This is a genomic window from Ruegeria sp. C6 (assembly GCF_056537625.1).
This window is the reverse complement of sequence record NZ_JBQFRW010000005.1, coordinates 195,723-210,298: the sequence shown is the minus strand read 5'-3', so window position 1 is coordinate 210,298 and position 14,576 is coordinate 195,723. Positions and strand designations below refer to the sequence as shown.

At 57.9% G+C, this 14,576-nt stretch carries 17 protein-coding genes; 5 read left to right on the top strand and 12 right to left on the bottom strand.

Annotated features, from left to right (window positions below):
• Window positions 1-100 precede the first annotated feature (100 nt).
• On the bottom strand, window positions 101-1,216 hold the full coding sequence (gene ald / locus ACR0MJ_RS16635; protein WP_480761802.1) for an alanine dehydrogenase: 1,116 nt from the start codon (window positions 1,214-1,216) through the stop codon (window positions 101-103).
• Window positions 1,217-1,351: 135 nt separating this feature from the next.
• Here ald and ACR0MJ_RS16630 point away from each other — a divergent pair, with 135 nt between their 5' ends.
• Window positions 1,352-1,810 (top strand): Lrp/AsnC family transcriptional regulator, encoded by a 459-nt coding sequence (locus tag ACR0MJ_RS16630; protein ID WP_170395646.1) that lies wholly within the window; start codon window positions 1,352-1,354, stop codon window positions 1,808-1,810.
• A 151-nt stretch (window positions 1,811-1,961) separates the two neighbouring features.
• Window positions 1,962-2,900 carry a polyphosphate kinase 2 gene (gene ppk2, locus ACR0MJ_RS16625; protein ID WP_170395648.1) on the top strand — a complete coding sequence of 313 codons (939 nt, stop codon included), beginning with the start codon at window positions 1,962-1,964 and terminating at the stop codon, window positions 2,898-2,900.
• A 51-nt stretch (window positions 2,901-2,951) separates the two neighbouring features.
• On the opposite strand, the gene ACR0MJ_RS16620 is transcribed toward ppk2, so the two are convergent.
• Entirely contained in the window at window positions 2,952-4,181 is a 1,230-nt protein-coding gene (locus ACR0MJ_RS16620) for a CAP domain-containing protein (RefSeq protein WP_170736732.1), read from the bottom strand.
• 296 nt (window positions 4,182-4,477) lie between these two features.
• The gene (gene rpsU, locus ACR0MJ_RS16615; protein WP_005614280.1) at window positions 4,478-4,684 is read right to left on the bottom strand and encodes a 30S ribosomal protein S21; all 207 of its coding nucleotides are present in this window, start codon (window positions 4,682-4,684) and stop codon (window positions 4,478-4,480) included.
• A 112-nt stretch (window positions 4,685-4,796) separates the two neighbouring features.
• On the opposite strand from rpsU, the gene ACR0MJ_RS16610 reads away from it, so the two are divergent.
• Window positions 4,797-5,489, top strand: a complete 693-nt coding sequence (locus tag ACR0MJ_RS16610) for a COQ9 family protein (protein WP_170423633.1) — start codon at window positions 4,797-4,799, stop codon at window positions 5,487-5,489.
• A gap of 72 nt (window positions 5,490-5,561) precedes the next feature.
• Window positions 5,562-6,548 (top strand): NAD(P)H-quinone oxidoreductase, encoded by a 987-nt coding sequence (locus tag ACR0MJ_RS16605; protein ID WP_480761801.1) that lies wholly within the window; start codon window positions 5,562-5,564, stop codon window positions 6,546-6,548.
• A 15-nt stretch (window positions 6,549-6,563) separates the two neighbouring features.
• On the opposite strand, the gene ACR0MJ_RS16600 is transcribed toward ACR0MJ_RS16605, so the two are convergent.
• Window positions 6,564-7,421 (bottom strand): DUF2189 domain-containing protein, encoded by an 858-nt coding sequence (locus ACR0MJ_RS16600; RefSeq protein WP_170408392.1) that lies wholly within the window; start codon window positions 7,419-7,421, stop codon window positions 6,564-6,566.
• 214 nt (window positions 7,422-7,635) lie between these two features.
• Here ACR0MJ_RS16600 and ACR0MJ_RS16595 point away from each other — a divergent pair, with 214 nt between their 5' ends.
• Entirely contained in the window at window positions 7,636-8,619 is a 984-nt protein-coding gene (locus ACR0MJ_RS16595) for a quinone oxidoreductase family protein (RefSeq protein ID WP_170423639.1), read from the top strand.
• 41 nt (window positions 8,620-8,660) lie between these two features.
• Here the strand turns inward: ACR0MJ_RS16595 and ACR0MJ_RS16590 are convergent, their stop codons facing one another.
• The 8 genes from ACR0MJ_RS16590 to ACR0MJ_RS16555 all read right to left on the bottom strand — a co-directional run bounded on the left by ACR0MJ_RS16590 (window position 8,661) and on the right by ACR0MJ_RS16555 (window position 14,077).
• Entirely contained in the window at window positions 8,661-9,194 is a 534-nt protein-coding gene (locus ACR0MJ_RS16590) for a porin family protein (RefSeq protein WP_170395659.1), read from the bottom strand.
• Between the two features lie 261 nt (window positions 9,195-9,455).
• Complete coding sequence (locus tag ACR0MJ_RS16585; RefSeq protein ID WP_480761800.1) at window positions 9,456-9,929, bottom strand: YHS domain-containing (seleno)protein; 474 nt, start codon at window positions 9,927-9,929, stop codon at window positions 9,456-9,458.
• Window positions 9,930-10,101: 172 nt separating this feature from the next.
• Entirely contained in the window at window positions 10,102-10,377 is a 276-nt protein-coding gene (locus ACR0MJ_RS16580; RefSeq protein WP_480761798.1) for a hypothetical protein, read from the bottom strand.
• Window positions 10,374-10,979 carry a glycerol-3-phosphate 1-O-acyltransferase PlsY gene (gene plsY / locus ACR0MJ_RS16575; RefSeq protein ID WP_480761797.1) on the bottom strand — a complete coding sequence of 202 codons (606 nt, stop codon included), beginning with the start codon at window positions 10,977-10,979 and terminating at the stop codon, window positions 10,374-10,376. The genes ACR0MJ_RS16580 and plsY overlap by 4 nt, the downstream gene beginning before the upstream one ends.
• On the bottom strand, window positions 10,979-12,259 hold the full coding sequence (gene pyrC / locus ACR0MJ_RS16570; protein WP_480761796.1) for a dihydroorotase: 1,281 nt from the start codon (window positions 12,257-12,259) through the stop codon (window positions 10,979-10,981). The genes plsY and pyrC overlap by 1 nt, the downstream gene beginning before the upstream one ends.
• Window positions 12,256-12,642 carry a hypothetical protein gene (locus ACR0MJ_RS16565; RefSeq protein ID WP_480454241.1) on the bottom strand — a complete coding sequence of 129 codons (387 nt, stop codon included), beginning with the start codon at window positions 12,640-12,642 and terminating at the stop codon, window positions 12,256-12,258. The genes pyrC and ACR0MJ_RS16565 overlap by 4 nt, the downstream gene beginning before the upstream one ends.
• Complete coding sequence (locus ACR0MJ_RS16560) at window positions 12,627-13,145, bottom strand: hypothetical protein (RefSeq protein ID WP_480761793.1); 519 nt, start codon at window positions 13,143-13,145, stop codon at window positions 12,627-12,629. Before ACR0MJ_RS16560 ends, ACR0MJ_RS16565 begins: the two co-directional genes overlap by 16 nt.
• Window positions 13,142-14,077, bottom strand: coding sequence for an aspartate carbamoyltransferase catalytic subunit (locus tag ACR0MJ_RS16555; protein WP_480761790.1), 936 nt, complete (start codon window positions 14,075-14,077; stop codon window positions 13,142-13,144). Before ACR0MJ_RS16555 ends, ACR0MJ_RS16560 begins: the two co-directional genes overlap by 4 nt.
• Between the last annotated feature and the right edge of the window lie 499 nt (window positions 14,078-14,576).

Here is a 14,576-nt window from a genome sequence, read left to right as displayed (position 1 = left end):
CTTGGTCCAGAAAAAACAGCGCCGCGCTATTGGCGCGGCACTGGGCCCAAGTCTGTAAAGCGTCCTTTGGAAAAGGACGCTTTCAGAGGCGGGAGCGCTCTTAGTTCAACAGAGTTGTTGGATCGACAGAGTCGATGTTGAGGGCGGTGCCCACCGCTTCGTAAGTCAGCTTGCCGGCGTGGACGTTCAAACCTGCCAGCAGGTGTGCGTCGTCCTTACAGGCCTGCTTCCAGCCCTTGCTTGCCAGCGAAAGCATGAACGGCATGGTTGCGTTGCCCAGTGCGATGGTCGAAGTCCGGGCAACCGCACCGGGCATGTTGGCGACGCAGTAGTGCATGATGCCGTCAACTTCGTAAACCGGATCGGCGTGGGTGGTGGCTTTCGAGGTTTCAAAACAGCCGCCCTGATCGATCGCAACGTCTACCAGAGCCGCGCCGGGCTTCATGGTCGACAGCTGTTCGCGCGAGATCAGTTTGGGAGCAGCTGCGCCCGGGATCAGAACCGCACCGATGACCAGGTCGGCATCCTGGATCAGCTCGGCTGTCGCACCAGCGGTTGAATACTGGTTCTTGAAGGTTCCGCCGAACACATCGTCCAGATAGCGGAGACGCGGCAGCGAACGGTCCAGTACGGTCACATCCGCACCCATGCCTGCGGCAATCTTCGCTGCGTGGGTGCCTACGACGCCTCCGCCGATGACGATCACTTTGGCAGGGCCTACACCCGGTACACCACCCATCAGAACGCCGCGGCCACCGTTGGCCTTCTGCAGAGACCAGGATCCAACTTGCGGAGCCAAGCGACCGGCAACCTCGGACATCGGCGCCAGCAGCGGCAGGCCGCCATTGGAGTCAGTCACGGTCTCATAGGCAATCGCGGTGCAGCCGGATTCCAGCAGATCGTGAGTCTGGTCTGGATCGGGTGCCAGGTGCAGATAGGTGAACAGCAACTGACCTTCGCGCAGCATTTTACGCTCGACCGCCTGAGGCTCCTTGACCTTGACGATCATATCAGCCGTGGCGAACACTTCTTCTGCAGTGTCGACGATGCGGGCACCTGCCGCTACATAAGCATCGTTATCAAAGCCCGAGCCCATCCCGGCACCGGTTTCGATGATGACTTCGTGACCGCGGGCCACAGCTTCGCCAGCAGCGTTCGGGGTCATCCCGACGCGGAATTCCTGAGGTTTGATTTCCTTGGGGCAGCCGATTTTCATGTGAGACTCCATTCATAAACTGCCTAAATTATGGGCATAAATTGGCGCAATTTTTGTGAAACCCCACTTGCTAAACACACAATCTGCGGGAAAATATTCAGCATATAGACAACTTGACGCAATGGATGTGCGCAAATGACGATTGACGCAACAGATAGGAAGATTCTGGCTGCCCTGCAGCGCAAAGGGCGGATGTCAAATTCGGAATTGTCCGAACAGGCGAATCTATCCCCTTCGGCCTGCCACCGGCGCGTGCAGCGACTTGAGGCTGAGGGTTATATCAAGGACTACGTCGCCCTGTTGGACGCACGGAAGTTGAACGTTCCAACCACCGTGTTTGTCGAGATCACGTTGCAGGGTCAGGCGGAAGAAGTGCTGGAGGCGTTTGAAAAAGCCGTAGCACGGATTCCGGATGTGCTGGAATGCCATTTGATGGCGGGCACGGCGGACTACATTCTGAAGGTCGTCGCAGAAAATACCGAGGATTTTGCTCGCATTCATCGGCAATACCTGTCTCGCTTGCCTGGGGTGGCGCAGATGCAAAGCTCATTTGCTTTGCGCACGGTGTTCAAAACCACGGCTTTGCCTGTCTGAAACCAACTATTGGGGGTTAGCCTTGCGTCAATTCTGCCGCTTGTATCTGTCGTGCGGTCGGGCCAAAATCCATGTTTCCGACCTTATGTACGACCTCGGCACTTTGCGCTGACACTCCGTGGTTACACTGGCCGTGTACGGTCCGAACCCGATGAACGATAAGGAGCAGACCTTGGCTTACGAAAACAACAGCACGCCGAAAGATTGGCTGGAAGCTGAACTGGAAGACACGCTGGACGAAGATTTCGAGATCGAATTCAGCGAACCCATGCTTTCGATGGAAGTGCGCAAGATTTACAAGGACCAGCATCCTGACATGCTGGATCGCAAGGTCTATTTTCGCAACCTTTTGCGGCTGCAGGCTGAACTTATCAAAGTTCAGGATTGGGTGGTCCATACAGGGGCCAAGGTCTGTATTCTATTTGAAGGGCGCGACAGCGCCGGTAAAGGGGGCGTGATCAAGCGGATCACGCAGCGTTTGAACCCTCGTGTAGCGCGTGTGGTCGCCTTGCCTGCACCCAGCCGACGCGAACAAAGCCAGTGGTATTTTCAGCGCTACGTGCCCCATTTGCCTGCGGCCGGTGAGATCGTGTTCTTCGATCGGTCCTGGTACAACCGCGCTGGTGTTGAACGCGTGATGGGATTTGCCAACGAGGATCAGGTCGAACAGTTCTTTCAGGACGTTCCTGAATTCGAACGGATGCTGGTGCGGTCGGGGATTATCCTGCTGAAATACTGGTTCTCGATTACAGACGAAGAACAGCAATTGCGATTCCTGATGCGCATTCACGATCCGATGAAGCAGTGGAAACTGTCACCGATGGATCTGGAATCCCGCATCCGGTGGGAGGCATACACCAAGGCCAAAGAGGATATGTTCTTTCGCACCAACATATCCGAGGCGCCTTGGTATATTGTTGAAGGCAACGACAAGAAACGCGAACGGCTCAATTGTATCGAGCACCTGCTGACCAAGATCCCCTATGAGGATGTGCCGCAGGAAAAGGTCAATCTGCCGGATCGTCGCTATAACCCCGAATACGAACGGCGCATTTTGCCGGATGAGCTACACGTGCCTAAGATATATTGATTTGGCAGGAAAGTGGTGCGGGAAAAGGATCCCCGCACCTGAACGGTTTGATTAACCCCAATCAAATCCGCAGTTCGTTTCGAAAACAAACACGCCGCACATGTCGTCATTCATGTCTTCGACTGTGGCTTCAACGGTTTCGATCATGTCGTCAGCGAAGTCGGTGTCGAACACCAGATCGAAATCATCCATCTCCGGGGTCGTGTCAGCCTGCTGCACCGGAGACCATTCGAACTGGTCAAATTGGGCTTGCAGCGCATTAACAAACGCTTCGATCCCGGCAAGGAAGGCCTGAACGTCAAAGCAGTCCGCGCCCGGTGCACCATTGTCAACGACAACTTCAGGTGTTTCTGGCTCGGGTTCTTCGACCTCGGTGACGTCGGTCTCCGGAGTTTCGGGTTCCTCGACCTCGACGACGTCAGTATCCGGCACATCGGATTCCGGGTCTTCAACTTCAGTCACATCGGTATCAGGCGTTTCCGGCTCTTCAGTTTCGGTCACGTCTGTTTCCGGAGTCTCCTCAACCGGGTCCTCGGTCTCGGTAACGTCAGTTTCTGGCGTTTCGTCTGCCGGTTGCTCGGTTTCCGTCACATCGGTGTCGGGTGTTTCGTCCGATGGTTCTTCGGTGACGTCTTCCTCCGGGGTCTCCTCTGCCGGTTCTTCGGCATCGGGAACTTCCGCTACCGGTGTTTCGTCAACTGGTTCCTCAGTCTCGGTCACATCGGTTTCCGGCACTTCTGGTTCGGTCGGGGTGGTAACCTCTTCCTCCTCTGGCTCAACAACTTCTTCAACCGGAGGCGTCACTGGCGGGGTGGTGCCGCCGTTATCAAGATCGACATCGCCCTGAGTCGCCGCAAAGTTCTGCGTCACCATGACAGCGTCGTACCCCTGCATGTCGCCTTCTTCGATCCCGATGCCGATATATTTGAAATCGGGGTTCAGAATATTGGCGCGGTGGCCGGGGCTATTCATCAGGTTCTGGTGCAACTGGGCGATATCATCGCTGATACCGGGTGCGCCACGCTCGGATTGCCAGGCGATGTTTTCTCCGGTGCGCCAGCTCCCGGACAGGTCGAACCCTGCGGCTTGCATCCGTTGGGTCGCGGATGAACCACCCTGACCGGTGTGGCTGAACCGGTCGGTATCCAGCATCCAGCTGCTGTGGTCCTCGGAAGATTCGTTCAGGTTGCGTTCAAGTTCCAGGGGATCAAGACCGCGGGATGTGCGCTCTTGGTTGATCAGCGCGAGCATTTCGCGCTCGACCGTACTTGCTGTCGACATCAGTGCCTCCGTTTTTGGTTATGTCTGAGTGGACGGCCTCACTTACAGACGATCAAAGAACGCTGAATAGGGCGGGTACGGCGATGGGCGTTTTTCGGCGGCAGAATGCAACCGAACGGCGATTCGCTGCGCTGTAAAATGCCGACTGCGGCGATTGCATCAAAATCGGCAGGTTGCCGCGAGGGTAAAGCCGGGAATTGGCGGGATCATCCGCCCTAAAAACGACAAACCCCCGGGCAGGGCCTCGGGGGTCGTCAAATAGTGTCATCCAAAGCTGGACGAGTCGCAGGAAGCTCTTAGAGCAAACCTTCGCGCTGTGCTTTCTTGCGTGCCAGTTTACGGGCACGGCGGATCGCTTCAGCTTTCTCGCGCGCTTTTTTCTCGGACGGTTTCTCGAAATGTTGCTTCAGCTTCATTTCACGGAACACGCCTTCGCGCTGCAGCTTTTTCTTCAGGGCACGAAGCGCCTGATCGACGTTATTGTCGCGAACACTAACCTGCATGTGGTTGTCACCACCTTTCTAGATAGAGTTGCAAGGAAATTGCAGGAAGTGGCCGTATAGCAAAGCACGCCTAACTTGTCTAGTACTGGACCCGCAGCCTCGGAGACCCGACATGACAGCAACCTATGAAGACACCAAAGAGCAGCTTCTCGATGCGATTCTGAACCATGTGCCGTTCGACGGCTGGTCGGAAACCAGCTTTCGTGCGGCCATCAGCGATTGCGATCTGGAGCCCGCGCTGGCCCGAGCGATCTGTCCGCGTGGTGCCGTCGATCTGGCACTGGCCTTTCATGCGCGCGGGGATGCCGCGATGTTGGAGCGGTTGAAATCCGAAGACCTGAGCGGGCTGAAATTCCGTGAAAAGATCGCCGCTGCCGTCCGTTTCCGCCTGCAGGCGGTCGAAGACAAAGAAGCAGTGCGCCGAGGTATGACTTTGTTCGCGTTGCCGATCCATGCCGCGGATGGGGCCAAGGCGGTCTGGGGCACCTGTGACCAGATCTGGATAGCGCTTGGCGATACTTCGGACGACGTGAACTGGTACACCAAACGTGCCACTCTGTCGGGCGTCTATTCTTCGACACTGTTGTATTGGCTGGGTGATGACAGCCCGGATTATCAGGCGACATGGGAATTCCTGGATCGGCGGATCGAGGGCGTAATGCAGTTTGAAAAGTTCAAGGCGCAGGTGAATGGCAACCCGCTGCTGAAACCGTTTCTGGCCGTCCCCAACTGGCTTGCGGGTCAGGTGAAGGCTCCGACGAAGTTGCCCAACAACCTGCCCGGTTCGCTGTCATCGGGAAAATAGTCGCAGCGTTTCCACTTGCCGCTGGGCCTCTGCGTTTTCGCCTGCTAGGCATTGGGCAAAGGAGATATGCCCATGACCCAGACAATGCGCGCTGTCGAGATCACCGAAGCTGGTGGCCCGGACGTTCTGCAACTGACGGAACGCCCGATGCCGGAACCGGCAGAGGGTCAAGTGGTTCTGAAAGTCGCGTACGCCGGGGTGAACCGTCCTGATGCGCTGCAGCGGGCGGGGGCGTATGATCCACCTCCCGGTGCAAGCGATTTGCCGGGGCTAGAGGCCTCGGGCGAGGTCGTCGCCATCGGCTCGGGTGTCGAAGGTCTGGTTGTTGGCGATCAGGTTTGCGCCCTGTTGCCCGGCGGCGGTTATGCTGAATATGTCGCAACGCCCGCCGCCCATTGCCTGCCTGTGCCTGCGGGTATGGGTTTGAAAGAAGCTGCCTGCCTGCCCGAAACCTTCTTTACTGTTTGGTCCAATGTCTTCACCCGTGGCGGCTTGAAACCAGGGGAGCGGTTTATGGTCCATGGCGGTTCCAGCGGGATCGGCACGACGGCCATTCAGCTGGCCAATGCGTTTGGCGCCCGCGTCTTTGCAACCGCCGGGTCGGCTGAGAAATGTGAGGCTTGTATCAAGCTAGGTGCCGAAAAGGCCATCAACTATCGCGACGAAGATTTCGTGGCTGCGATGCGCGCCGAGGGCGGGGCGAACCTGATCCTGGACATGGTCGGTGGTGATTATATCCCGCGCAACATCAAGGCTTTGGCGGAAGACGGGCGGCTGGTTCAGATCGCTTTCCTGCAAGGTACGGTGGTCGAACTGAACTTTGCGCTTATGATGGTGAAACGCCTCACCCTGACTGGCAGCACCTTGCGCCCACAAAGCGATTTGGCCAAGTCGCGCATCGCGCAAGACTTGCGTGAAGCCGTGTGGCCATTGCTTGAGGCCGGGAAGGTCGCACCGGTGATGGATTCAGAATTCGATCTTTCTGATGCCGCCGCTGCACATGCGCGGATGGAAGCATCGGGCCACATTGGCAAGATCGTTCTGAAGGTCTCTGGTTAAGCTGCTGCCATGTAGTCAGGCGACCGCCCGGCGATACAGGTGCCATGTGGCGTGGCCTAGAACGGGCATGACGACGATCAGCCCCAGCAACATCGGGATCGCGCCCAGTACCAACATCGCGGCCACAATGGCCCCCCAGGTCAAGATCACACCCGGGTTCTGACGCAAGACCCGGACCGAGGTTACGACGGCCACGGGAACGCCCACTTTGCGATCCAGCAACAGCGGAAAGCTGACCACGCTTAGCGCCAATGCGACCAGTGCAAACAGGAAACCGGTGGCGGTGCCGATGATGATCATGCTCCAGCCTGCTCCGGTGGTGAACACTTCTGTCACGAATGCCATGGCCGAGGCCGGAGGTTCTGGCCCTAGGGTTTGCGCGTAGATGCCTTGCGCGACCATCAGCCAGATCATCAATAGCATGACCAGATAGAAGCCCAATGCCAGTATGGCTCCGAAGGAAGGCGAACGGAATACGCCGAACGCGTCCAGCCAATGAACGTCTCCGCCCTGTTCCCTCTTGCGACTGATCTCATAAAGCCCGACGGCGGCGACCGGCCCGATCAGGGCAAAACCCATGACAAGCGGGGCCAGCAGGGGCACCATGTCTTTGTTGAGCCCAATACCGAACATCAGCAGACCTGCGATTGGATAGATCAGAACGACAAAGATCGCATCGGCCCGGGTTTCGAGAAAATCGTTATATCCAGCTTTCAGGCATTCGCGCAGATCCTGCAGGGTCAGCGTATGTACCGTCGGCAGAGCCTGAACATCCGCGCTGCCGATCTCGGTCACGGATTCAGTGACATGATCGCTGGTTGCCCGCAGATTTCGGGCGACCCAGGTGATTGGGTTACCGATTGTCTTGTCCATGTTCATCCCCTTTTCTGGCGTGGGTGCGCCGCGGGATGCATCCGGCGTGGCAATTCGCGTGACCGGATCAGCCGGCAACGTCTGCCCAATTACAACGTCTCGTTGCATTATAGCACATATTGCGAAATTTTGCCCGATCACCCTTGCAGAGCCGGAAGGATTGCTCTGCCGCACAGGCGTGTTAGCTTTGTTTCCACAGGCAAGGGAGGCATTCATGCAGCAGACAGCACGCACAGTCGTCATACACGAATCCGGCGGCCCCGAGGTTCTTCGGATTGAGGATCGCCCGCTTGGCGATCCCGGCCCGGGTGAGGTGCGCATTCGCCATCATGCCTGCGGATTGAATTTCATCGATGTGTACCAGCGTACCGGCCTTTATCCGCTGGAGTTGCCTCATGCGTTGGGAATGGAAGCGGCCGGAGTCGTTGAGGCGGTAGGCGAAGGCGTTACGCATCTTGCCCCCGGCCAACGCGCGGCCTATGCCGCAGGCCCATCAGGAGCATATTCCGAAGCGCGCGTGATGCCTGCAGCGCAGGTTTGTCCGCTGCCCGAGAGTATCTCGTTCCGCACCGCAGCGGCCATGATGCTAAAGGGCATGACGGTTGAATACCTGTTTCACCGCACAACGCCGCTGCGGCGCGGAGATACCGTGTTGTTCCACGCGGCAGCCGGAGGTGTGGGACTGATCGCCTGCCAATGGGCGAAATCCGAAGGCATCAAACTGATCGGGACAGCGGGAACGGATGAGAAATGCAGCCTGGCGCAATTCAATGGCGCGTCACATTGCATCAACTACCGGACCGAGAATTTTGTCGAGCGTGTGGCCGAAATCACCGGAGGCAAAGGGGTTGATGTGGTGATGGACTCCATCGGTGCGGACACGTTTGAGGGATCGCTGGATTGCCTGAAACCCTTGGGCATGATGATTTCATTCGGAAACGCTTCGGGGCCAGTGCCGCCTGTCGATCTGGGAATGCTTGCGCAGCGGGGATCTCTGAAGGTGACGCGGCCAACCTTGTTCACGCATATCTCGGATCACGCCACCTGTCAGGCGATGGCGCGACGCTTGTTTGGCAAAGTGGACGGGCGCGAGGTCAAGATCCATGTCGATCAGGAGTTTCCGTTGGATCAAGTTGCTGATGCGCATCGTGCTTTGGAAGCACGACAAACCACCGGCAGCACAGTCTTGGTGCCCTAGCGGCACGGGCCCGGCGCAAATAGCCGGGCCCTACTTTCTCATCAAAACCGATATGCGACGCGCAGTTGAACTGTAGTTGCGTCAACATCGACGCCCGATGAGTTGAAGTCGTCGAACTCATGATACAGAATCTCGCCTCCAACGCTGATATTGGGGGCTACGATCTGCTCATAGCCTGCGCCGATGAACCAGCCATCGTCACTGCCCAGATTATCGGTATCCGCATCGGCATAACCGGCGGTGCCATAAAGCAGGCCCTGCGGGTTCACCTTGTAGCCCGCGCGCGCTTTGAGCCGCCAGACATTCTCGACCGTGGCGGCGCCGGAAAGGTCTACGTCGCTCCAGTCATAGTCGAAGCCACCTCCGACGACCCAATCGCCTAGATCGTAATCATATCCAAGGATGATACCGCCGATCGCACCATCGCCGTCGACGCCTGATACGTTTGTGTCGATGTCCGCATAACCAAACTGTGCACCGCCGTAGAATCCAGTCCAGTTGCCTGAGGATTGCGCCATGGCGGATCCCGCAGCCAATACGGCGACCGAGGTGATCAGTGCCAATCTTCCTGTCATCGTCTCATTCCTTTCGCTCGAAACCTGCTGCCAATCAAATCTAATGGCAGCTTTATGATTGAATCTACGTTCCGGCCCTTAGGCCGGATCAGTGATGTTTTGACTGTCCCGAACAAATTTATTCTGGCCGGTGCCCCGGCGTGGACCCACTCAGGTTGGGCTCTTTTCTCATATGCTAGATAGGGTGAAACATGATGCCTTCAAACGAAGATCGGCGGCAGATCGTATCTGCCGCCGATGCACAAAGGTCTTGTCAGCGAATTATTGCTGTAGTTCAGCCGGGTCTTTGTCGGCGATGTCTTCCCAGTTTGCGCTGGCTTTCTCAACAAAGCCCGGAATGTCGCCTTCCCAACGCTCCTGAATGTCTTGTGACAGGTTCAGATACAGCTTGTTGTCGACGATTTTCCAGTAGTTCGGGTCACCATCGAACTTGAAGCCCATTGCGGTGCCAAATGCGCAGTAGCCGCCGTAGGCAGGCAGATAGGCCTCTGGGTTCGCCTCAAAAGCGGCTTTGTTCTCTTCTGTTGCAAAACGGTACAGGGCGTCGTTGTGCAGCGTGGTGATTTTGTAATCACCCTTGGTTGCTTCGCCAACGGTGAAATAGGCGACCGGGTCATAGCCCTGCATTGCCAATCCGGTCGAGCTTGCGTTGATTTCGACGCCAGCCGCCATTGCTGAGCTTGCGATCGCAACAGACAGCGCGACTCCGCTGATGATGGATTTGAACGTGTTCATGACTTCACCTTTCGTGAATAGGCTCGCTGAAGAGCACTGTAATTTTGCCCGGGCGAACCGGATTTGATTGTCGCGACGCCTGTAATTGGCCGTCACAAAATCCCAGTTGGGGAATGGCCCGATCACGTTCAAAGCAATCAATTGTGATTGTGCAATCACAAAGACCGGTTGTTCATTCCTGCACGTCAGGCACCAGCGCCAGGACAAAATCGACCACCTTTTCCGCAGGCATTTCGCAGGGGCGAAGCAATGCGCCGCTTTTCTGTGTGAGATAAAGGTTCAGGCTGATGTAATCCGGCCCGCACAATTGGTGAGCCACCAGTTTGTGAGATTTCCCGCAGGCCATGATTTGATGTGAAACCACATATCTATGTGGGCCAGCCGTTCCGGTGAACGTGCCGACAGGCAGATCATGGAACGCTTTCAGCAACGCGCTGGGCGCGGTCACGATTTACCGATTCTCGGCTCTGTCCCTGCCTTGATCCGCGCAAGGTTGGCGCTGTGCCGCCAGTAAAGCAGTAGGGTCAGAGCAATTCCAAGAATGAAAGTACTGCCATCTGTCAGCACCATGATCCAAGTGGTGGATAGGGCGGCGGCGGCCAGCGCACCAACGGACGAAATACGCCAGATCAGCGCCGCGACCAGCCATGTCAAACAGCAGGCGACACCCACGCGCCAGTCAAGTGCCAGCCAAAGGCCCAGAAAGGTCGCAACGCCTTTGCCGCCTTTGAAACCCAACCAGACCGGAAAGCAATGCCCGAGGAACGCGGCCAATGCGGCGATCTGCGCGGCATCTTCACCAGCCAAAGCGCGTGCCAGCAGAACAGCAACGGCACCCTTGGCTGCATCAAACAGCAATGTCAGCGCTGCCGCTGCCTTATTGCCGGTTCGCAGGACGTTGGTTGCGCCGATATTGCCCGACCCGATTTGCCGCAGATTTCCCAGACCCATCACGCGCGCGACGATCATGCCAAAGGGTATGGACCCAAGCAGGTATCCCAACGCGGCCCACAGTATGAGCTGAATCATTGTGCTGTCGATCAGGGGCATCAGGCTCTCCGGTACACTTCTTGTCCAGCGACAAAGGTTGCGGTGACCTTACCCTGCATCCGCTGACCGTCAAACGGTGTGTTCTGCGATTTCGATTTCAGCGTAAATCGGTCCAGAACAAAGGGAACATCCGGGTCGAACTGCACCAGATCGGCAGGCGCGCCTAGGGCCAGGCGACCGCTCTCCAACCCCAGCCGTTTGGCCGGATTGAGGGCCATGGCGCGGAACAGGGTCGGCAAGTCCAGCTGTTCGGAATGATATAGCCGAAGCACAGCAGGCAGCAGTGTTTCCAGCGCCACCGCGCCCGAGGCTGCCTCTTCAAACGGCAGTCGCTTGCTTTCCTCATCCTGCGGCGTGTGCATGGAGCTGATCGTATCGATCAGACCGGTTCGCACCGCTTCGATCACGGCTTGCCGGTCATTTTCGGATCGCAGTGGAGGCTTAATCTTGAAGAAGGTGCGATAATCGGACACGTCCAATTCGTTCAACGTCAGATGGTGGATCGAGGTGCCTGCTGTGATGTCCAGCCCGTTGCGCTTGGCGCGCTCCAGCGCAGGCAGGGCGCGGGCCGTGGTGATCTGATCGGCGTGATAGGCGGCCCCGGTCATTTCAAGCAGGGCGATGTCGCGGTCCAACCCCATACGCTCGGCCATAGGCGATACGGCAGGCAAGCCTCGCAGTGCGGCGAATTTGCCGCTGGTAGCCGCGGCACCGCTGCTCAGGCCCGGCTCCTGCGGGTGGGCAATCACAAGAGCGCTGCAGGATTTGGCGTAGGTCAGCGCGCGTGAGAAGACCTTGGTATTGGTCACGACATGATCGCAATCGGTAAACGCCACGGCCCCTGCGTCTTGCAGGAACCCGATCTCGGTCATCTCACGCCCTTCGCGTTCTTTGGTCAGGGCGGCCATTGGCAAAACGTTGACCGGAGCGTCCGCTTGCGCGCGGCGGGTGGCGAACTCCAGCGTCTCGGGTGTGTCGACGGCAGGCAGAGTATCGGGACGGGTGACGATGGTTGTCACACCCCCTGCAGCCGCAGCCAGACCTGCGGATTTATAGCTTTCTTTGTGCCGCTCACCGGGCTCACAGACCTTGACGCCAATGTCGACAATGCCGGGGGCGAGGCACTGCCCACCGCAATCGACCACCTGCGTGTCAGCGTCTGGGGCCGTGCCTTCACCAAGCGCTGCGATCCGACCATCGGCAATCTGCAGCCAGCCGATGCTATCTGTGCCAGCTTCGGGGTCGATCAGGCGAGCGTTGGTAAAAATCAGATTGCTCATGCCATGGCCCTTTCGATTGCAGCTTTGGTGGCGGCGGGGTCCGCCTGATATTTGATCAGGTGCTTGTCGCCGCCTTTTGTGACGATCTGGACAAAGCTGCCAATGGTATTGACCGCCTGAATTTGGTTCAGCGCCACCTTACGCGGACCAGGACCAGTGAGAGTGGTGCCCGTCATTTCCCACTTGGCGACCAGTTCTTCCGAAGCCAAATACCAAGCGCGGATGGTGATGGCGGCCAACCCTGCGGGTGCGCCGGTCCAGACGTAAGGATTGCCGATCAACCATAGCACGACCATTGCGGCCGCCATTGCAAAGGCGGCGAGCCATGCGTTGGTGCGGACATAAGCGCCCTTGTCTGAGGAGAAGGTCACAGGATCAGCCACAAGGCACCTCCGACGGCGATCAGAATCAGCAAGGCAATGACGGCTGAACCGATGCGGCTTGGTTTATTATCCACTGGCGGGCTTTGCGCGGCCGAGAACGGTTTTGCGCTTTCGGTCTCAATCGTGCCGCCGGACCAGTTGGTAGCCTCTTCGGTGAACAGGCCAATCAGATGCAGGCGGAGATCGAGGGAAAGGGTTGCAGATCGACCACCCAGCGCCGCACTGCGCAGGACCATCAACCAGCCTTCAATGGCGTCCAACTTCGCGCGATCCAACTGGTCTTCCGAGACACCACAACCTTCGCTGAGATAGCCATAAAGCCCGAGATCTTCGAGGTCGGATACCGGAAAAATGTCGATCTGTTCTGGATCCAGCCCCTCGACACCCAACACCTGATCAACAGCCCCCGGTTCGCGCAGGAATTTGGCTTCTTCCGGGCGCATGTCCAGCGAGAACAGGCGGATCACACCGCGCTCATGGGGGGCGATGATCAGATCGTTCATGCGGCTTCTCGCACGTTGCGCGCCAGCAGGTCCATGGCGGCCATGCGGACAGCAACGCCCATCTCGACCTGTTCCTGAATGACGGATCGGTTGATGTCATCGGCCAGAGTGCCGTCGATCTCGACCCCGCGGTTCATTGGACCGGGGTGCATCACGATGGCGTCTGGCTTGGCCAGCGCCAGCTTTTCAGCGTTCAGACCGTAGCGGTGATAATATTCGCGTTCCGAGGGGATAAAGCCGCCGTCCATCCGTTCCTTCTGAAGGCGCAGCATCATCACGACGTCGACGTCTTTCAGACCCTCATTTATATCATCATAGATCTCGGCCCCGAAGTCCGCGAACTGCGACGGCACCAGCGTCGGCGGGCCGATCAGACGGATGCGGTTTTCCATCTTGCCCAGCAGGATCAGGTTCGAACGCGCCACGCGCGAATGCGCCACGTCTCCGCAAATCGCGATGTTCAGCCGGTGTAGGCGGCCTTTGGCACGGCGGATGGTCAGCGCGTCCAGCAGGGCTTGCGTCGGGTGTTCGTGCCGCCCGTCTCCCGCGTTCAGAACGGCGCAGTTCACTTTCTGCGCCAGCAGGTCGACCGCGCCAGAATGAGGATGCCGTACCACCAGCAGATCGGGATGCATCGCGTTCAGCGTCATAGCCGTATCAATCAGCGTCTCGCCTTTTTTGATCGAACTGGCCTGCATCGCCATGTTCATCACATCAGCCCCCAACCGCTTGCCCGCCAGTTCAAAACTGGCCTGCGTGCGGGTCGAGTTTTCAAAGAACATGTTGATTTGAGTCAGGCCCGACAGCACATCGGAATGCTTAGTCGATTGCCGGTTCAGATCGACATAGGTTTCGGCCAGATCAAGGATAGCGGTGATATCGGATTGCGACAGATGCTCGATGCCAAGAAGGTGACGATGGGCGAAACGCATGGGCGGGCTCCTGTCTGACAATCGGACCGCTTATAGGAAGCCATGCAGGCCAAGGCAACCTAAGGTTCCGACCCTTCGGGCAGTTTCTCGCATCCACCTTCGGGCAGGCATTGTTCGCCGGGTTTGCACCACTTGCCGTAGCCGCAATCGATAGCCTTGATCGGAACGCAGCCCTGATGAGCCGAGCATTTAAAGCCGGGTCGGCATTGCGAACCGGTTTCTTCACACAGAAACCAGCCGGGGCGCGAACATCCGCCGCCCGGCAAGCAGGATGAACCGGCTCCGCAACTCCTGCCATCGGCGCAGGTTGTGGGTGGAGCGGGGACCAAATCCGGTCTGCTGCGCTCGCATTCACCGCGTCCGTTGCAGAAGCTACCACCGGGGCAATCCAAGCGCGAGGTGCACTTATTCGCCCCAGCAGGGGCGCAACGGGTTCCTCCTGCCACGCAGCGCTCGAACGGGCCGCAGGTGCGCCCACCTCCACAATAGGTGTGTCCCG